We start from the raw sequence: 18,058 nt of genomic DNA, 5'->3' as shown, positions 1-18,058 counted from the left end.
ACTTCGCACCCGACGGGTCATAGGTGTACTCGGACCACAGATCGGTGTAGCCGGGCGCTTTCACCGACAAGATGCTTCGCGCTTTCTCGTCACTCGGTGTGTAGGTGGTGTCGATGATCTGCTGGGTATCGATGCCCTTCACCAAAGCACGCCGCACGTTCAGGTCCGCAAGTACCGGCGCGAACGTGGGGTTGAGCAAGAGCGAGTCGTTGATGCCGGCAGCAAGGGACGGGATGACAGTGAGTCCGGCGCCTTCTGCCCGGTCGACGTCTGTGCTCGGAATGTCGATCGCGGCGTCCAGTTGTCCTGACGTCAAACCGCCGATTCGCACCGAGGATTCGGGGACCACCAAAAAGGTGATCGAATCCAGATAGGCCTCTCCCTTGTTCTTGTTGAGTGAGGATCCCCAGTGGTACCCGTCCCGACGAGCGAGTACGACCTTCGCGTTGGTCTCCAGTTCTTTCTGTACGAACGGGCCGGAAGCGATAACGCCCTGGGCGCAGCGTTCTTCGGGCGTCTTCTTCAACGATTCCGGTGCGATGATGGCGAGCGTGTCGGAGCGGGCGGCTTGAAGGAAGCCCGCTGACGGTTCCGAGAAATTGAGTGCGACAGTGGAAGCGTCGAGTACCTCCGCTCCAGTGAAGTTTGCGAGATGTGACTTCGCAGTGGTCGCGAAGCCACTGTCTCCCAGTCTCTTCTGGCTTTCGAAGTTGTCCGCGACAACCTGCGCATCCAGACGCTCGCCGTTGCTGAAGGTCACGCCGTCCCGCAGAGCGAAGACGAATCGTCGACCGTCGTTCTGGACCTCCCAGGACGTCGCCAACCAAGGCACTATCTCCCCGGTCTCGAGGTTCTGGTCGACGAGTTTGTCGTAGAGTGGATGGAATGCCGTAGCAGTTTGACCGTTCAGGGTCTTGTCGATGCACGGTGGAAACGTATTGATCGCAAAGGTCAGATCGCCCCCTGACACGGGCTCGGAGTCGGCGCTCGCAGCTGGCGTTGCAGTGCTGCAGCCGGCTGCAACTGCAAGCGTCGACGCCAGGATGGCGACTCGGATCGGTATGGATGAAAGCCGCGACGTCGTCATGGGCTGAGTTCCGTTCATCGTGGGGAAGTGCGAGTGGTGTCGAAGATGTGGGACCGCAGGGTCGTTCCGGTGTATTCGCGCCGGAACACGCCCCGATCTTGCAGAAGTGGCACGACGGAACTCGCGAAGTCGTCGAGCCCCCTGGGGAAGTGGGTAGCGGTCAGGATGAAACCGTCAGCTGCTCCCGATTCGAAGAGGTGCGTCAACTCGTCCGCCACTTCTTGCGGCGAGCCGACAATCTCGGGAGTGAGATCATTGCGCGCGAACAACTCTGCGGTTTCGGCGATGGTGAGATTTCGGGATTCGATCAGGCGTGCCAATCGACGCGAGGGGCCACTACCGCGGTTGAGAACTTCGGCGATCGGAGTGGACGGATCGAACTGCGACAAGTCTAGTCCTGCGGAGTGGGAGACCCACTCGATTGCCGCATCCGGATGGATCAAGGATCGCAGGTACTCCTGCCGTTCCTTCGCGATGCTCGTCGTCTCGCCGACTATCGGTTGCACAGCGGCGACGAGGCGCACCGAATCAGGGTCGCGTCCGGCCTCTTCCGCGTAGCCGCGAATTGCCTTGCGCTTCGCTCGAAGATCTTCCTCCAACGGGTCGATCGCAAAGACCAGATCTGCCCACCGCCCACCGAATTCGCGCCCTCTCACAGATTCACCTGCCTGGATGAAGACCGGGCGGCCCTGAGGTGATTGTGGCAAGGTGAGTGGACCCTGCACCGACAAGTATTTGCCCTTGTAGTCGGCCGCGTGAATCTTGCTTGTGTCTGCGTAGATTCCGCTGTCGCGATCGGCCGATACGGCGTCGCCGTCCCACGACGACCAGAGTGCGGTGGTTGCTTCGAGAACTTCGTCGCCGCGCTCGTACAGTTCTTCTCTCGGAAGCCGATCGACTTCGGGAAAGTTGTCGTTAGCCGGGCCGGGTGCCGTCATCACGATGTTCCAGGCCGCGCGCCCACCGCTGAGTATGTCGAGGCTGCCCAGAGTTCTCGCCAGGTTGTACGGGCTGTTGAAGCTTGCCGAAAGGGTTACGCCGAGACCGATACGATTTGTTGCGCCGGCCACCACTGCAGCCAACTGCGTCGGATCATGTTGAAAGCCGGTCAGCAGACCGTATTTGGTGTGGCCGTCGACGTAGTGCACACGCTCAGGTATCAGTATCAGGTCGAATTTTGCTCGTTCCGCTGCTTGCGCGTATCGCTCGTAGAGCGCTCTGTCCTCGAAGGCATTCTCCGAGTACGAATGCCGCCACATTCCGGCACTGTGCATACTCGGAAAGACCATGTAGGCGCCGAGGATCATCTGTCGTGTCATCGCTGGTCCGGATTCCTTGGTGTGTGATGGATGTCAGTGGAGACGGGTCGTTCGGGGTCGGCGCTCCACCCCGACCACGACGCGACGTAGACCGCGGAGCTGATGCCGACCGCTGCTAGCGCCAGTGCGTTGTGCGACGCGGCAACTCCGCCGCCGCAATAGGACACGACGGTGGCACCACGCTCTATTCCGAACTGGTGGAAGTATTCTCGTAACTCGCGGTCGGGAAGTAGGAATCCGTTGTCGTCGAGTAGGTCAGTTGCCGGCGCTGAGATAGATCCGGGGATGTGGCCGGCGCGGAAACTGCTCGATCCTCGGGCGTCGAGCAATCTGCCGGCCGATGCCGCGCGCAGGGCGTCTTCTGCGTCGGCGAGTGTCGTGCTAGTGGTGGAAGGTGGTACGGGAATCGAATCGTTTGTCGATATGCGTTTCCGGGCTGTAACCCATCCGGACGATCCGCCGTCCAAGTACCGCACTGAACGTCCTGCCCAGCGAAGCGTGAACCACGCGCGGGCCGCAAGCAGGGGGCTGTCCGAACTGTAGACCACGATGTGAGCATCGGCGGATACTTTCAGATCGTTCAGTGTTCTTCCGAATGCGTCGAGGTCTGGCAGCGGTCGATTCCCGTCAGTCCCGCCGCCACTGCTTTGAAAGTCGTTGATCGACAATGTGATGGACTGCGGTGCAGTAATGATTCCGGCTCCGCCCTCGCTGTTGTCTCGTACCACGTTGACGACGACGAGCGTCCGATCGGAACGAATGAGTTCGCGGAGTTCGGTTGCGGAAACAATGACTGCGCGACGCTCGATTCCCCCTGCTTCTGACATGAAAGATATTGTGTAACAATTGCTTCAGTCAAGAAAGAGATAAGATCGTGGCAATCTTTACTCATGGCGCCACGGCTGCCAGCACTTGTCCGGCATCGATGACATCTCCCACCGTTACTGTCACCGCCGAGACGATTCCGGGTGAGGAAGCACGAAGGGCAGTCTCCATCTTCATTGCTTCTACGACCGCGACGACATCACCTTCCGACACCCGCGTTCCAGTCTGCAGCACTGCCAGCACGGTTCCCGGCATCTTCGATGTGATCTCTCCGTCGCTGAGATCGGAATCCTTTGCTGTATAGACTTTCTCGTCCACCTTCACGGTCCAGCCACCAACGCACACCCATGTGCCGGTGCCGACTCCGAGGCGCCCAGCGGTGGTTGTCAAACCATCGGCGACCAGGCTGAGTGTCACTTCGTCGGTTCCACCCCTGACGACCACCGAAATGTTCCGGCCGTCGGCGGCGACAATCCAGTGGTTGCTTCGTTGTGAGATGACGGTTGTCGGCACGACGCGGCCGTCGGCAATGAGTTCGCGTCCGATCGGGTCGGATCCCACCTTGCGCAATGTCTCTCGATGTAGTCCGTGGGGGCCGGTCCATGACGACCCGGTGACCGGCGATTGTTCCTCGACGGAAGTCCACACCATCGCAACAGCAGCGGCGGTGGCCTGGAGCTCTGCAGAATCCGGGATCAACCGAGTGAGGTGCTCGTCGACGAAGGAAGTGTGAATGTCATCCGCGCGCACAGCCGGTGTCGCCAAGAGAAGTCGGAGGAAACCGATATTCGAGGTTCCACCGAAGTAACTCGAGTCGGCCAAAGCTCGGTCCAATGATTCCAGTGCGGTTGACCGCGTCGGACCGCTTGCTATGACCTTTGCGATCATCGGATCGTAGAACGGCGGAATGCTGCCGGCACCCTCGAAAGCACTGTCGATGCGAACCCTCGACGGCCAGGCTATGTCCACGGAATGTGAAGGTGCGGGCCGAAACCCGTTCGACGGATCCTCGGCGTAGATTCTGGCTTGCACCGCGAAACCCCGCAGCGCGATATGGCGCTGCTGTAACGGCAAACGGGCGCCGAGGGCGATGTCGAGTTGCAGTTCGACGAGATCGACGCCGGTCACTTCCTCGGTGACCGTGTGTTCGACTTGTAGGCGCGTGTTGACTTCGAGAAAGTAGTAGCGGTTTTCGGCGTCAACCAGAAATTCGACGGTTGCCGCATTCACGTAGCCGACGCCTCCGAGTAGTCGCAGAGCGTCGTGCTGCATGGCTCCCAGGACCGATTCGGGGACAGAACTTGCCGGTGCCTGCTCGATGATCTTCTGGTTCCGACGCTGTAGGGAGCATTCACGGGTGAAGAAGTGAACTCCTGTACCGAAGGAATCGAAGAGGACCTGAACTTCGATGTGACGCGGACGCTCCACCAGCGTTTCGATCATCAGGTCGCCGCGGCCGAAGTTCCTTTCGTTCAAACCGATTGCAGAGGTGATGACCTCTCGTGCGTCATCACCCGGATGTAGTCGAACCATCCCCTTGCCGCCGCCCCCGAACACCGGTTTCAGCAGCACCGGCACGTCGAGAGATCGAACGTGACCGAGGACGGTATCGGGATCGGCGCTTGCCTCGCCCCACGCGGTGAGAGTCGGGATGCCGGCGTCAGCGGCGGCCTTCTTCGCTCTTGCCTTGTCTCCGAGTAGAGCGATGGATTCAGCGGCCGGACCGACGAATGTCAGACCTGCAGCGACGACGGCTTCAGCGAAATCGGAGTCTTCGGAGAGGAATCCGTAACCCGGGTGCACGGCATCGCAATCCGCGGCCAGCGCGGCCGCAATGATTTGATCCGAATCGGTGTAGGACTCCGAGGGGATGTCTCCGTCCAGAAGCACGGTGTGATCGGCGAGGCGATGCCACTGTGCGTGTGAATCGACGGGGGAGGAGATCGTCACTACCGACATGCCGAGACGACGGGCCGTGCGCGCGATGCGCGTGACGATTTCACCCCGATTGGCGATGAGAAGTCGAGTCATGTTCTCACATCCTGAAGACGCCGAAGCGCGTTGTTCCGTGATTGCGGGGAAGCATGGACAGCGCGAGTGAAACCCAGGATCGCGTGTCGACCGGGTCGACGATCGCGTCAACCCATAGCCTGGATGCGACGTACACCGACTCGCCCTGCCGGTCGTAACCTTCGCGTATCGGCCGTTTGATTTCCTCGATTTCCTCTTCCGTGAGCGGAGTTCCGCGTGTGCGCGCAGATTCGATCTTCATCAATGCCATCACCGACGCTGCTTGCTCGGAACCGACCACGGTGGTCTTCGCGTTCGGCCACACGGCCATGAAGTCAGGACCTATCGAGCGTCCGCACATCGCGAGGTTTCCCGCCCCGTAGCTTCCGCCGATGACGATGCTGAGCTTGGGAACCCTGGCGCAGGCAACGGCATTGACCAGTTTCGCGCCGTGTTTGGCGATACCTTCCGCCTCGTACTGCTTCCCGACCATGAATCCGTTGACGTTGTGCAGGAACAACAATGGGATGTCTCGTTGTGAGCACAGTTCGACGAAGTTCGCGGCCTTGAGGGAGTCCTCCGAAAAGAGCACACCGTCGTTCATGATGACCCCGACGGTGTACCCCTCGATGTGGCCGGTCCCGCAGACGATGGTTCGGCCGTAATTCGCTCGGTACTCGACTAATTCGCTGGCATCGAGCAGGTGGGCCAGAACGTCGCGCGCGACGATCGGGGTTTTCGAGGAAGCCGGGATCACCGTGTCGAGCTGCTCGGGGGAGTGAAGAGGTGGTCGCGGAGATCGTGACGGCGCCCGTACCTCCCGTCGATCACCGCGGGCGACGATGTCGGCGATCATGCTCAGAGCCTCGATGTCGTCGTTGGCGATGTGATCGACGACGCCGCTGATCACCCCGTGCACGTCGGCGCCGCCGAGCTCTTGCGGTTCGACGTCGACACCGGTTGCAGCCTTGACCAACTGAGGGCCGCCCAGATAGACGGTGCCGGTACCGCGGACGATGACGGTCTCGTCGCACATCGCTGGGATGTATGCACCTCCAGCCGTGCAGGAACCCATGACTGCTGCGATCTGAACGATGCCGTCTGCCGACATTTCGGCGATGTTCTTGAACATCTCGCCGAAATGGTGCTCGTCGGGGAAGATCTCGTCCTGCATCGGAAGGAAAACACCTCCGGAATCGACGAGATAGACACACGGCAGCCTCAGCCGACGAGCGACGGATTGCAATCGCAGTTGCTTCTTGACGGTCAGCGGGTAGTAGGTGCCGCCCTTGACGGTGGCGTCGTTCGCGAAGATGGCGCAGAGTGAGCCGCGGATGAGCCCTACGCCCGTGACCAGACCAGCCGACGGGAGTTGCTCGTCGTACACCTCGAATCCGGCCAGTTGTCCGATCTCGAAGAACGGGGACTGCACGTCGAGAAGAGCATCGATGCGTTCGCGAGCGGGCAATTTGCCGCGAGCCCGGTGCTTGGCGACCGACCGCTCGGGTGCCCCGTGAACGGACAAGTGTTGCGCGTCCGCAACTCGCTCGCGAATTTCCTTGTATGCCAGTAAGTTTTGCTCGCGGGTACCGGGGTCGAGTTGTGCGGTGCGTTCAATGACGGGCATGGGACGTACCTACTGTCGGTTCGGAGGAAGCTGTGCGGAGGGAGAATACGAGCGCAGTCGCTGCTGCAGTGATCAGTGCGACGATTGCCGACCACACGCGTTCATCGGATGCGAGAGGTCCGACTACAGAGGCGATGCCGGCAATTCCCTGCTGTACGAGTCCGCAGTACGCGACGGCGATGGCTCCGCCTTCAGCAAAATGCGTCACTGCTGATGCTGCCGAGTTCGGGAAGAGAAGCGATTGCCCAAAAGTCAGTGCGATGTATCCGAGCAGGAAGACCGCGAGCAACGGCGTGGAACCGAGTGGGGGATACCAGCAGAGCATGAGGACGAGGCCGGCAAGCAGCATGCACAGCGCACCTCGACGCATCAACTTCTCTGAACCGACGGTTGTGGCCCTTCGATTGACGTAAAGCGCGCCGCTGAAGTAGGCGGTTCCGTAGAGGATTCCGAAGGCTCCGAATGCCCACGGTTGCAAGTCGAATCGATCGCTGAACAGGAAGGGGCTCGATTGCTGCACAAGGACTATCGCGCCGAAACCCAGGCCCCCCGCAATGGCTGGTTTGTAGAACTGGGGTGTCAGGACTATGGCATTCCACCGAACAACGCGTTCGTTGTTGTCGCGGACTGTGGTGTTCTCGGTCCTCAGTGCCACCGCAGCGAGTGCTGCTCCGAGTACTCCGAGCACGCCGAAGCCGGTTCGCCACGAGGTGAACGACGCAAGAGCGCCGCCGATCAGTTGGCCACCGCCCAGTGCCACCACAAATGCCATCGACAACAGCGACAAGCGGCTAGCCAACTCCGAACCGGTGAACTTGTCCTTCACCATCATTCGCACGATGATGGCCGCACCTCCTGCTCCGATGCCTTGAACGATCCGGCCGATCAGTAGTACGGCGGCGCTCTGGACCAAAGCCAATGCAATGCAGGCGATCACGAACAATACCAAGCTGGACAACAGTGCCGTCCTGCGTCCGAGTCGATCTGCCAACCGCCCCCACACGACCACCGGAAGTGCGGCACTGATCACGAAGAGTGTCACCGACCACTTCACCACGGAATCTTCGATGCCCAGATCCGTCGCGATCTTCGGCAGTGAAGGGAGGTAGATGGTCGTGGCCATTTGTGCTGTCAACACGACGGCACAAGCCAGCGGTGTCACTGCGACAGTGCGGTCGTCGCTCATTCCGTGACACTTCGTAGGACGTCGGCGAAGCGCTCGATCGTTGCATGTGGAAGGTCCGCCCGAAGCATCAGTCTCAGCCCGGCTTTGCCCCGGCCGATGACAGGGAAGAAGACCGCCGATGTGTAGAAACCGCTAGCCAGCAGTTTCTGTGCTGCGGTGATGGTTTGTTCTTCCTCGTGGAGCGTGACGAAGCGGATCGGGAGTCCATCGCCCGATGCCGGCGTGTCGACGAGCGAATCGAACAGTTCGACAACCGTGCGGAGTTGCCGCTGCCGCTTGTCGACCTCTCCGCTGCGGTGGAGCTCCACGGACGCCGCAATAGCACCCAGCCCGGCTACGTTCACACGCTGCGACCACGTCAACGGGCCGCCGTAGCGAAGTGCGAGATCACGATTTCGACTGCCCCCGTTCCGGCCGAGTGCGATCGCACCGCCGGAAGCACCGAATCCCTTGTTCAGTGATGTCAGCAAGAATGTTCGATCATTGAGGCTGCCGATGAGATCCAGGACCGCGCCACGCCCGTTGTGTCCGATGACCGAGGTGCTGTGCGCCTCGTCGAGAACGAGAATCAGTCCGTATTTGGCCTGTAATGCAAACAGTTCGTTCAGGGGCGCCTTCCCGCCTGTGCTGTAGACGGTGTCCGCCACGTATGCCACCTGAGAATTTGTTCGGCAAAGACTTTCGAGTTCATCGACGTCGTCGTGCCGAATGGTCACGATCGTCGTTTCGTCGGCGACGCTCGCCTTCATGGCATTGAGGCAGAAGTGTGCGTTCTTGTCGAACACCATGAGGGGACGTTCACCGCCGGTGAGCAACCCGGACGCGACGAGGGGGAGCAAGCTCCACGCAGCGTTTGCGGCGGATCCGAGGGTGAGCACATGTGCGTCAAGCAGTTCGCTCAACGCGGCCTCTGTGTCGTCGAGAAGGCTGGAGTGGACTCTCATCCGCGAGATGGAACTGTTCAACGTTCGTTCGCGCTCGAGAGCGGCGATCGCACCCGAACGAATTCGGTCGTCGGTGTCGAGCCCCAGATACGAGTACGTGGAGAAGTTCTCGAATTCGTATCCTTGGATTGTCCGGTGTTCGAAACCTGCGACGCGATCGGCGGTGATATCGGCCAGACCCTCACTGACTGCGCGATCCCAGAATGGGTTGCTCAAATCAGCAGCACGCCTGAGGTTGGAGTACAGATTCCTATCTTTCAAGCTCTCGGCAACCGTCATTTCGCGGCTGGTCCCTTCACTGGATTCGATAGCGGAATTACTGCGTTGATGCACTGAGATGCATCATCGTCAGTTGACATCGCTCATTGAGAACGAAAGACAATTCGATGTCAAGCATTACGGAATCGAGACGCCGAGAAAAAGGAAGAAACCCTATGGTTTGGAACTAGTTGAATCTGTAACTTAAGGCGTTGTTGCAGTTCAGAGACGGTGATGATTTATCACGATTTCCCGTGATAAATCGGATAATGCCGTGAGTCACAGACTTGTGTGAACTTCCGCGTGATGTTCGAAGAATATTATGATCCGCATGCGTCAAAGGGTTGGCACGGAAGCGATAAGGCTTCTGTCTCATATTTTTCGAGGATCTCGTGGAGGTTCGGCAATCAGGCGATCCTGTATCTGGAATCGATTTTCTTCTTAATGAATTTCAAAACGTGTTAGGTCCGCTTATCGAATTCTTTACTCGGAGTATGGATGATCCGGCAATGATTCATCCTCGTCGCGACCACTTGCCGCGCAGAAGCATCAGTGCGGTAAGGGTGAGGCCCCATCCGATCGTGGACAGTGCGACGCCCACGCCTGCCTGTCCGGTGACATCAGTACTGGCGTCGATACTGAATGCTGTGGTGAATCCCGCAGCCGTGCCGGCAGCTGCAGTCAGGCCGCCTGCCTTCATCCATCGCGACCGATGCGCGGAAACGAAACACGCGAGGATCACCGTTAATCCGCAGGCAAACACCTGCCAGGGAGGAAACTGCGTCGGGGCAGGCAGGCCGGGGCCGCGGAATCCGCCTTTGTAGTCGGCTGACCAGCTGAGCCAGCCCACACAAGACAGAAGGCCCAGCGCAAAGGCCAACAGGCCGGTACGCCACAGTCCGAGTGGGCCCGATCCCGTGCGCCCGGCGTCGAGGGCGGTCGTGGAGTGCTCCACGACAGTTCGTTCCGAACGCCAGATTGTCCAGATGATGCTTGCGCCGATAGTTGTGGGTACGCCGACGAAGATGAATGCAATCCAGAGAAACTGCGGCCAGGAAAACTCGAGATCGACAGTCATGATCGGAGTATGCGCGAACTTCGAATCCTGTGCGCCCATCTACCGATCTGGCGAGTTGCGGGTCAGCCTTCCTCGACCTTCTCCACATGTGTACTTGCCGGGTCCAGGTCGATATTCCGTGCGTTGATCAGTCGAAGCCTGGGCACCGGATCGCCCGTGGTGTCGTCGATCAAGATCGAGTGTGGCTCACCGTCATCGAAGGCGTGGCGCTCTCCCCATTGCCGCAGGCTCGTGATCACGATGAACAGATCCATACCGCGTCCGGTCAGGATGTACTCGTTGCGGGTCCCTTGTTCGTTCGGTCGGACTTCGAAAATTCCTTGCTCGACAAGGGTTTTCAGCCTGTCCGTCAAGATATTCTTTGCGATGCGCAGGTTTCGCTGAAACTGACTGAACCTCGACGACCCGTCGAAGGCGTCTCGCACGATCAACAGCGACCATCTGTCGCCGATGATGTCGGCCGCTCGGGCCGTCGGGCAGTGCGGGTCCGTCCATTGCGTGCGATCAGGCATCGGGTTCCTCATTGGTTGCGTTTTGAAACTGTATTGACATAGTCTTCAAATGGTATCAAAACGCAACCAAATTGAGGTGGAAGTGACTGCACGTCAATCTGTCGAGAACGCACGGGACAAGTTCAAAATGCCTCGTGGACTTCGCCTGTTGCTCGCGGTGCTCTGCGGTGTCTCGGTAGCCAATATCTACTACGCACAGCCGCTCCTCGGGCAAATCGGCTCGGATCTTTCCATTCCTCCGGCCGGCCTCGGTTTCGTAGTCGCACTCGCCCAACTCGGTTATGTGGTGGGGTTGATCGTGTTGGTGCCATTGAGCGATCTCGTGAATCGAAAGAAATTGATCGCAATCCAGATCGTCGCTGCTGCAACGGGAACGATGCTTGTTGCTCTGGCCACCACGAATCTGCAGCTGTTGATCGGGATGGCGGTCGCAGGCATGTTCTCGGTAGTTGTTCAAGTCATAGTTGCCTATGCTGCGGCAATCAGTGACCCGGACGAGCGGGGCGCAAACATCGGTGTCATCACCAGCGGCGTTGTCGTCGGCATCATCCTCGCTCGGACTGTCGCCGGCGCAGTTGCGGATCTGGCAGGCTGGCGGGCGGTCTACGCGGGATCCACTTTCATTTCGGTACTGGTCGCGGCCGTCGCGCTGACGATGCTGCCGAAAGATCTTCGTTCGCAACCCGATAGGCGTTCGTACGTGCGTGCAATGGGGTCTGTCGTGACGTTGACGCTTACGAACCGACTGTTTCGCACCCGGGCCCTGATCGCCTTGTTCCTTTTCGCGTCCTTTGGTGCTTTGTGGAGCGGAATGGCCCTGCCGTTGAGTGAGGAACCATGGCGGTTGTCGACCACACAGATCGGGCTCTTCGGAATCGCAGGATTGGTCGGAGCATTGGGCGCGGTCGGTGCCGGTCGGTGGGCCGATCAAGGCAAAGCGCAACGCGTCACCGGGGCGTCGTTGGTCGTTCTCTTGCTGTCGTGGGTATTCAACGCGCAGGCGACGCACTCGCTGGTGTTGCTCGTAGTCGGTGTTGTTGCGTTGGACTTTGCCGTGCAGGCTGTTCACGTCACGAGCCAGAATCTGATCGTCGCGAACACACCGGAATCGTCCGGGCAGATCATCGGTAGTTACATGGTGTTCTATTCGTTGGGCAGCGCGGTTGGGGCGGTTTCCACCACTATGGTTTTCGACGCGGCAGGGTGGGGCGCTGCAAGTATTCTCGGCGGCGCCTACGCGTTTGCAGCCTTGATCGCATGGACGATCGATCGATTGCGGACCCGCAACACTCTAGGGAGTTGGGAGCCACGTCCTGGCCGCGACGACCAAGGCGTTCACACCGATGGTCAGGGTCGGCTCGATCACGGGAGCGTAGTGCGGAGAGTGGTTCGACGGCACGGTTCGCAAAGCCGGATCGGTCATGTCACCTGTCGTGAACAGTGAAGGGTCGGTACCGCCCAACAACCAGTACGACAGTGGCGCACCGGCACTGGTCGCGAGAATGCCGACGTCTTCACTACCTGCTCCTGCGCCGGGATCGAGAATCTTGTTCGTCCCCAACCATTCGGCAAACGCATCAAGTGTCTTGTCCAGCGCCGCCGGGTCATTGACGACGATCGGAAAGTGCTCCGTCTCGGTGATGGTCGGTGGGGTGGGAGCGCCGGCGGTGGCCGCTTCGCCCTGGACGATGCGGTCGACGCTGTCCAGGATGCGCTGACGCACAACTGCGTCGTAGCTGCGGATGTTGAGTTGCAGTTCTGCTTCGCCGGGAATGACGTTGGCGGCATCTCCAGCATGGATGGAGCCGACGGTGAGGACAGCTGTTGCAGTGCTCGGGACCTCGCGTGAGATGACAGTTTGCAAACGCAACACGGTTTCGGCCGCCATGACCACGGGATCGACCGAGTTCTCCGGCATAGATCCGTGGGCGCCCTTTCCGACCAGTCTCACACGAAGTGAGTCCGATCCCGCATACGAGGGGCCGGCGTGCCCGGCGATCGTGCCTGCCGGTAGCGGCGATACGTGTTGGCCGAGAACGATGTCGGGCTTCGGGAATCGCTCGAACAGTCCGTCGTCGACCATGGCTTGCGCACCCGCGCCAAGTTCCTCCGCCGGTTGGAAGACGAGGACAAGAGTGCCGGACCAGGTCGTCGTGTCCTGCGAGAGGATCCGGGCTGCACCGAGTAAGCAGGTCGTATGCAGGTCATGGCCGCACGCGTGGCTGACCGAGACGGTCTTCCCCTGGTCGTCGGTCGTTGTCACGGTGCTGGCGTAGTCCAATCCGGTTTCTTCCCGAACCGGGAGGGCGTCCATGTCCGCACGCAGCAGCGCTGTGGGGCCCGCTCCGTTCTTCAGGACTCCGACGACTCCGGTTGTCCCGACACCGGTGGTGGTGTCGAATCCAAGTGCTGTTAAATGTCTTTCCACCAGACTGGATGTTCGTTGCTCGTGAAACCCCAGTTCCGGATGGCTGTGGAGGTCCTTGTACAGGTCGATCAAATCCAGATCCACGGAGATCGTTTCGTGCACTGACGAGGTCATGAGTGTCCTCTCGGTAGCGTCTTTTCAGGCTAACCGGGATGACGGGTCGGTAAACAGGACCTTAGGTCCCACGGTGCCGGTGATGCGGAGTTCTGGTGCTACGGCACGTAGAACGATGTGACACCTGGGGTGATGATGGATCCGGCCACAGACAGCACGGCAACAGCGACTTGACCGGTCCCGGTCTGCACGATCGCCTCTGCTGGGACTCCGTTGAGACCGTCCGAGAGCCGAGCGGAGCCGGAGGCCCCGGTCGAAAGGTTCAGCCAGCGCACTTCGGACGAGAGCAGGCATCCCCACCGGCCTTCATTGCCTCCGGTGATCGTCACCGTGCCAGGTAGTTCGCCGACGACAGCTACGCAGCGGACTGCCGGCGCGTCGAAGCTGCCGTTCGGGTTGCCGTACGGCGCAGGGTTGACCTGGAATGGAATGGTCACCGCGGCGGATGCGAGCGCCACCGACGTCAGAGTAGAAGCGATCACGACGGATGTGCAGACGCTCAGTCGGCGAACGAGATTCATCACGGAGGCCTCCAGCCATGTCCAGGTGATTTACTTGTCTTCCCCGACGTAACGTCTTGGTCGCAGCTTCCCTTCTTGCATCGCCGCATTGAAGACGACAGCCTCACCATATCCGGTTGCACTGGAGAATTCAGGTACTCGTCGCTATTCGCTACATGTGGCGGCCTCAGATGCCGTCCGTCGAACCGCCTCTGCCGTCGTCGAAGCACGTACTACGGCAACCGGTGTTCCGGCTGCGGGATCGAAACTCCAGTCCTGCCGATAGGACTGAAGTAGATCTGGATCTGTGATCATCGCACCTGGCGACAATCGCTGGGCGAGCGTGTTCAAAGCGTCGACATTGACCATGATCTGGTTTCAGCGTTCCGCTCCGAGATGTGAAACTCATTGTTTCCAAGGCATGTCCGTGGACCTGAGAGTTGAAAGTCAGTATCTCGAGTGCGGTTGAGATCCACCGAATATGGCGTACGTCATATGTTGCTGAGGTCGGTCAGTACCTGATCGAAGGCGCCGGTACGTCCAGGTGTGACTACCTTCTGAAACAGTGTCAGGACACATTCGTCAAGGGCGTCCGTTGCCGTGAGGGTTCTTCTGGCGACGGTACTTCTACCCGACCATCGGCCACGTTCCATGTGTGCCAATGCGATTCCGTCACGCCGGGCTGTTGCCTTTCGGCCCGATGAATGAACGAAGAGGTATGTTCTGCCCGCGATATCGACTTCGCACAGCTTGTTCTTGCGGCGCATGGCCTTGGGCTTCTGGTCGATCAGGGTCCCGATCGTTCCGTCGGACAATCGAAGTGATGCAGGTCGGCCTTTGCGGAATGTGAGCCTGGATCGATCCTGCTCGGCTGTTGACGATTTCCTCTTCCGCCCGCCGGCAACGCTCTCCGATCCGTCGTCGGATGCGGGAATCAGTTCGCCTTGAACGTTCCCCGACGGATCGAATATCGATACGGCCGAACCACCTTCGGCAAGGTTGACGAACCAGCCGGTCTCTGTAGGGGTGTTCCATTTCATGTAGATGATTATTCTTCATCAGTGCCGAGGAACATCAGCCGATAGTCCGAGACGAGGATCGCGGTCAGGATTCGACAGTCACCTCGACGACGCCATCGTCGCCGTTGAAGCGAACCGCCGGCCAGTACCCGTCCATGAAATGCAAACCGCACGAGTCTGTCAGACGTTGACAATCGCTTCGACGGCCTGACGGTGAAGAGCCTGGTGCTGCTCGAAGACGTGGCGTAGGCGGGGAAGCATGCCGCGTACAGCGTCGGGGTCGAGGGAGTGTGCGATGAAGCTGACAGTGCGCCCGTCGACGTTGCAGGTCAGGCTGTAGTAGTCGTCGTCCAATCGCTCACCGTCGGACGAGACGTAATACCCGCGGACAAAGGTGCCGAGCGTTTCGTCGACGATGCCGAAGCTGGGATTTGTCCTCACGTGAGCAGCGTAGACATCGAAGAAGGCAAGCCGCGATTCTGCTGGGGCGGGCACAACGCCCGACCCGTGGCAGGAGCCGTTCTTCGCCAATCCACTCGCAATGTCCCGCTGACTGGGCATCCGGAACCTTCTGCGCCGCGACTGCCTTAGCGTTCTACGTCGATAACCACGTGAAGGGATTTGTTCAATGGCGAAGAATCAGGCACCCCCCGCGACACAAGCCAAGGACATCGTTGTCGATCTACTGGTGATCGGGTCCGGTACCGGCATGGCTGCCGCCCTCACCGCGAACGAGCTCGGCTTGTCCACGCTGATCGTGGAGAAGACGCAGTACGTTGGCGGTTCGACGGCGCGGTCCGGTGGAGCGTTCTGGATGCCTGCCAACCCGATCTTGGCGAAAGCCGGTGCGGGCGACACCGTTGAGCGCGCGAAGACATACGTGCGGTCGGTGGTCGGTGATACTGCCCCTGCCCAACGTGGGGAGGCATTCGTCGACAACGGTGCGGCCACCGTCGACATGCTTTACCGCACGACGCCCATGAAGTTCTTCTGGGCCAAGGAATACTCCGATTACCACCCCGAACTGCCGGGAGGTAGCGCCGCCGGACGTACCTGCGAGTGCCTGCCGTTCGACGCGTCGGTACTCGGCGCGGAACGCGGTCGCCTGCGGCCCGGTTTGATGGAAGCCGGACTGCCGATGCCGGTGACAGGTGCGGACTACAAGTGGATGAACCTGATGGTGAAGAAGCCGAGCAAGGCTTTCCCTCGCATCATCCGCCGCCTGGCGCAGGGCGTTTACGGCAAGTACGTACTCAAGCGTGAATACATCGCAGGCGGTCAGGCGCTCGCCGCCGGCCTGTTCGCAGGTGTGGTCCAGGCCGGTATCCCGGTGTGGACGGAAACGTCGTTGGTTCGGCTCATCACCGAAGATGGCCGCGTAACGGGTGCAGTTGTGGTGCAAGACGGACGTGAAGTGACGGTGACCGCTCGGCGTGGTGTCGTTCTGGCAGCCGGCGGGTTCGACCACAACATGGAGTGGCGCCACAAGTACCAGTCGGAGAGCCTCGGTGAGCACGAGAGCCTGGGCGCAGAGGGCAACACCGGCGAAGCGATCGAGGCAGCACAAGAGCTCGGCGCAGGTATCGGATCGATGGATCAGTCGTGGTGGTTCCCCGCGGTGGCAAGCATCAAGGGCCGCCCGCCGATGGTGATGCTCGCAGAGCGTGCGCTGCCAGGCTCGTTCATCGTCGACCAGACCGGTCGTCGATTCGTGAACGAGGCGACGGACTACATGTCGTTCGGCCAGCGCGTGCTCGAACGGGAAAAGGCCGGAGATCCGGCCGAGTCGATGTGGTTTGTTTTCGACCAGGAGTACCGCAACAGCTACGTGTTCGCAGGCGGTATCTTCCCTCGTCAGCCGCTTCCGCAGGCATTCTTCGACTCCGGCATCGCGCACAAGGCGAGCAGTCCGGTCGAGCTTGCCCGCAAGGTCGGTCTTCCCGAGGAGGCTTTTGCCGAGTCCTTCGAGAAGTTCAACGAGGCCGCTGCTGCCGGTAGCGATGCGGAATTTGGTCGCGGCGGAAGTGCATACGATCGGTACTACGGCGACCCGACGGTGTCCCCGAACCCGAACCTGAGGAAGCTCGACACGAGTGCCCTCTACGCGGTGAAGATGACGCTCAGCGACCTCGGCACCTGCGGCGGTGTGCAGGCGGACGAGCATGCACGCGTGCTTCGTGAGGACGGCAGCGTGATCGACGGCCTGTATGCGATCGGCAATACTGCGGCCAACGCATTCGGTCACACCTACCCGGGCGCCGGTGCAACGATCGGCCAGGGGCTGGTTTACGGATACATTGCCGCTCACCACGCAGCCGAGAAAGTAGCTTCGACTCAGCAGTAGATCCACTAGGCAACAACTCGCCGAACGGGAGATCAGCACGCGTTTCCGATGCCGGGAACGTGCACTGGTCTCCCGTTCGGCTTGTAGGAGCAATGCCGCCTGTATGTCCCATCTCGGTAACGCTGACGCGCCAGGTGACCAAGACGCGGTATCGTCTCCAGAAGTGACATGGGGCACTGGCGATTGTTCGACCAGATGCCATCCACCGAAGGCGCGCCTGATATCGACCGGTCGGGTCGAATGCGCAAAAACAGGTATGTACCCAGGTAATTCAACCGTGGTGTGGAGCGTCGTGAAGCGACAGCGTATGAGGTGATTCCTCATCCGCAACGCAAGGATCTCCATGTTCCACCCCCTTTCCGACCATCCGGGTAGACACCCACCCTGTCGATCTTCGAATGAGAAGCCTTCGGTTTGTTCCGGCATTCGTAGTCCTCGATCAACGATCGATTCAGGCACTGCCTCGATGTAGAACCCGTATCTCCTGTGCTGTCACCAGGAGATACAGACCTGCGGGTCTATGCGCGCGCTCGCGTTCGAGAGCGGTCACCGTACCTCTCTCCATGGCGCGATCCGAACATTTCACTCCAACGGAGTCTTGGTGCGATACACCAAGTAGCTCAGCACGTATTGAGTGCTGTCTGCGGGTAGAGCCTGCACCTGCTCCGAGCACATCAGTCAAGGAAAACATGAGTAAGCACAGAAAACACAAGCCTTCCAGCACAAAACGATTCATCGCCGTAACTGCGGGAGGGACTGTCTGAATAACGGTGGATCCGGTCCTTGATTCAACACGCCGAGCTGAGC

14 protein-coding genes and 1 pseudogene are annotated in these 18,058 nt (G+C 60.0%); 2 read left to right on the top strand and 13 right to left on the bottom strand.

Features of this window, described 5'->3' with window-relative positions; translation table 11 throughout:
* The 9 genes from RWT78_RS19620 to RWT78_RS19580 all read right to left on the bottom strand — a co-directional run.
* A partial coding sequence (locus RWT78_RS19620; RefSeq protein ID WP_314677494.1) for an ABC transporter substrate-binding protein occupies positions 1 to 1,087 on the bottom strand: 1,087 nt, incomplete at its 3' end.
* A 14-nt stretch (positions 1,088 to 1,101) separates the two neighbouring features.
* Positions 1,102 to 2,406 (bottom strand): NtaA/DmoA family FMN-dependent monooxygenase, encoded by a 1,305-nt coding sequence (locus RWT78_RS19615; RefSeq protein ID WP_007726446.1) that lies wholly within the window; start codon positions 2,404 to 2,406, stop codon positions 1,102 to 1,104.
* Entirely contained in the window at positions 2,403 to 3,233 is an 831-nt protein-coding gene (locus tag RWT78_RS19610; protein WP_007726448.1) for a sulfurtransferase, read from the bottom strand. Before RWT78_RS19610 ends, RWT78_RS19615 begins: the two co-directional genes overlap by 4 nt.
* Positions 3,234 to 3,294: 61 nt before the next feature.
* Positions 3,295 to 5,262: a biotin carboxylase N-terminal domain-containing protein gene (locus RWT78_RS19605; protein WP_314677490.1), complete on the bottom strand. Its 1,968-nt coding sequence runs from the start codon at positions 5,260 to 5,262 to the stop codon at positions 3,295 to 3,297.
* Positions 5,263 to 5,266: 4 nt separating this feature from the next.
* Positions 5,267 to 6,868, bottom strand: coding sequence for a carboxyl transferase domain-containing protein (locus RWT78_RS19600; protein ID WP_003943673.1), 1,602 nt, complete (start codon positions 6,866 to 6,868; stop codon positions 5,267 to 5,269).
* Complete coding sequence (locus RWT78_RS19595) at positions 6,855 to 8,054, bottom strand: MFS transporter (RefSeq protein WP_054187583.1); 1,200 nt, start codon at positions 8,052 to 8,054, stop codon at positions 6,855 to 6,857. Before RWT78_RS19595 ends, RWT78_RS19600 begins: the two co-directional genes overlap by 14 nt.
* On the bottom strand, positions 8,051 to 9,277 hold the full coding sequence (locus RWT78_RS19590) for an aminotransferase class I/II-fold pyridoxal phosphate-dependent enzyme (RefSeq protein WP_314677482.1): 1,227 nt from the start codon (positions 9,275 to 9,277) through the stop codon (positions 8,051 to 8,053). Before RWT78_RS19590 ends, RWT78_RS19595 begins: the two co-directional genes overlap by 4 nt.
* 493 nt (positions 9,278 to 9,770) lie before the next feature.
* Positions 9,771 to 10,373 (bottom strand): hypothetical protein, encoded by a 603-nt coding sequence (locus RWT78_RS19585; protein ID WP_314677479.1) that lies wholly within the window; start codon positions 10,371 to 10,373, stop codon positions 9,771 to 9,773.
* Between the two features lie 23 nt (positions 10,374 to 10,396).
* Positions 10,397 to 10,846 (bottom strand): helix-turn-helix domain-containing protein, encoded by a 450-nt coding sequence (locus RWT78_RS19580; protein WP_003943700.1) that lies wholly within the window; start codon positions 10,844 to 10,846, stop codon positions 10,397 to 10,399.
* 49 nt (positions 10,847 to 10,895) lie between these two features.
* Here RWT78_RS19580 and RWT78_RS19575 point away from each other — a divergent pair.
* Positions 10,896 to 12,071: pseudogene (locus tag RWT78_RS19575) on the top strand (MFS transporter); the annotation flags it as partial.
* A 66-nt stretch (positions 12,072 to 12,137) separates the two neighbouring features.
* Here RWT78_RS19575 and RWT78_RS19570 read toward each other — a convergent pair.
* From RWT78_RS19570 to RWT78_RS19555, 4 genes are all read right to left on the bottom strand, one after another.
* Positions 12,138 to 13,388: an amidohydrolase gene (locus tag RWT78_RS19570; RefSeq protein ID WP_003943659.1), complete on the bottom strand. Its 1,251-nt coding sequence runs from the start codon at positions 13,386 to 13,388 to the stop codon at positions 12,138 to 12,140.
* Between the two features lie 98 nt (positions 13,389 to 13,486).
* On the bottom strand, positions 13,487 to 13,909 hold the full coding sequence (locus RWT78_RS19565; RefSeq protein ID WP_003943727.1) for a hypothetical protein: 423 nt from the start codon (positions 13,907 to 13,909) through the stop codon (positions 13,487 to 13,489).
* Positions 13,910 to 14,379: 470 nt separating this feature from the next.
* The gene (locus tag RWT78_RS19560) at positions 14,380 to 14,928 is read right to left on the bottom strand and encodes a hypothetical protein (protein ID WP_003943619.1); all 549 of its coding nucleotides are present in this window, start codon (positions 14,926 to 14,928) and stop codon (positions 14,380 to 14,382) included.
* Positions 14,929 to 15,087: 159 nt separating this feature from the next.
* Positions 15,088 to 15,348, bottom strand: a complete 261-nt coding sequence (locus tag RWT78_RS19555; protein WP_003943652.1) for a hypothetical protein — start codon at positions 15,346 to 15,348, stop codon at positions 15,088 to 15,090.
* Positions 15,349 to 15,535: 187 nt separating this feature from the next.
* On the opposite strand from RWT78_RS19555, the gene RWT78_RS19550 reads away from it, so the two are divergent.
* Complete coding sequence (locus RWT78_RS19550; RefSeq protein ID WP_003943733.1) at positions 15,536 to 17,251, top strand: 3-ketosteroid-delta-1-dehydrogenase; 1,716 nt, start codon at positions 15,536 to 15,538, stop codon at positions 17,249 to 17,251.
* Positions 17,252 to 18,058: the final 807 nt, after the last annotated feature.

The sequence above is a fragment of the uncultured Rhodococcus sp. genome (assembly GCF_963525155.1).
GTDB classification, from domain to species: Bacteria; Actinomycetota; Actinomycetes; order Mycobacteriales; family Mycobacteriaceae; genus Rhodococcus_F; species Rhodococcus_F qingshengii.
This window is presented reverse-complemented; position numbering and strand designations above follow the sequence as displayed.

What these genes read in the sequence shown, in the direction of transcription:
- RWT78_RS19615 (WP_007726446.1), bottom strand. Translation starts at nt 2,406, where the DNA reads ATGACACGACAGATGATCCTCGGCGCCTACATGGTCTTTCCGAGTATG.
- RWT78_RS19610 (WP_007726448.1), bottom strand. Translation starts at nt 3,233, where the DNA reads ATGTCAGAAGCAGGGGGAATCGAGCGTCGCGCAGTCATTGTTTCCGCA.
- RWT78_RS19605 (WP_314677490.1), bottom strand. Translation starts at nt 5,262, where the DNA reads ATGACTCGACTTCTCATCGCCAATCGGGGTGAAATCGTCACGCGCATC.
- RWT78_RS19600 (WP_003943673.1), bottom strand. Translation starts at nt 6,868, where the DNA reads ATGCCCGTCATTGAACGCACCGCACAACTCGACCCCGGTACCCGCGAG.
- RWT78_RS19595 (WP_054187583.1), bottom strand. Translation starts at nt 8,054, where the DNA reads ATGAGCGACGACCGCACTGTCGCAGTGACACCGCTGGCTTGTGCCGTC.
- RWT78_RS19590 (WP_314677482.1), bottom strand. Translation starts at nt 9,277, where the DNA reads ATGACGGTTGCCGAGAGCTTGAAAGATAGGAATCTGTACTCCAACCTC.
- RWT78_RS19585 (WP_314677479.1), bottom strand. Translation starts at nt 10,373, where the DNA reads ATGGGCGCACAGGATTCGAAGTTCGCGCATACTCCGATCATGACTGTC.
- RWT78_RS19580 (WP_003943700.1), bottom strand. Translation starts at nt 10,846, where the DNA reads ATGCCTGATCGCACGCAATGGACGGACCCGCACTGCCCGACGGCCCGA.
- RWT78_RS19570 (WP_003943659.1), bottom strand. Translation starts at nt 13,388, where the DNA reads ATGACCTCGTCAGTGCACGAAACGATCTCCGTGGATCTGGATTTGATC.
- RWT78_RS19565 (WP_003943727.1), bottom strand. Translation starts at nt 13,909, where the DNA reads ATGAATCTCGTTCGCCGACTGAGCGTCTGCACATCCGTCGTGATCGCT.
- RWT78_RS19560 (WP_003943619.1), bottom strand. Translation starts at nt 14,928, where the DNA reads ATGAAATGGAACACCCCTACAGAGACCGGCTGGTTCGTCAACCTTGCC.
- RWT78_RS19550 (WP_003943733.1), top strand. Translation starts at nt 15,536, where the DNA reads ATGGCGAAGAATCAGGCACCCCCCGCGACACAAGCCAAGGACATCGTT.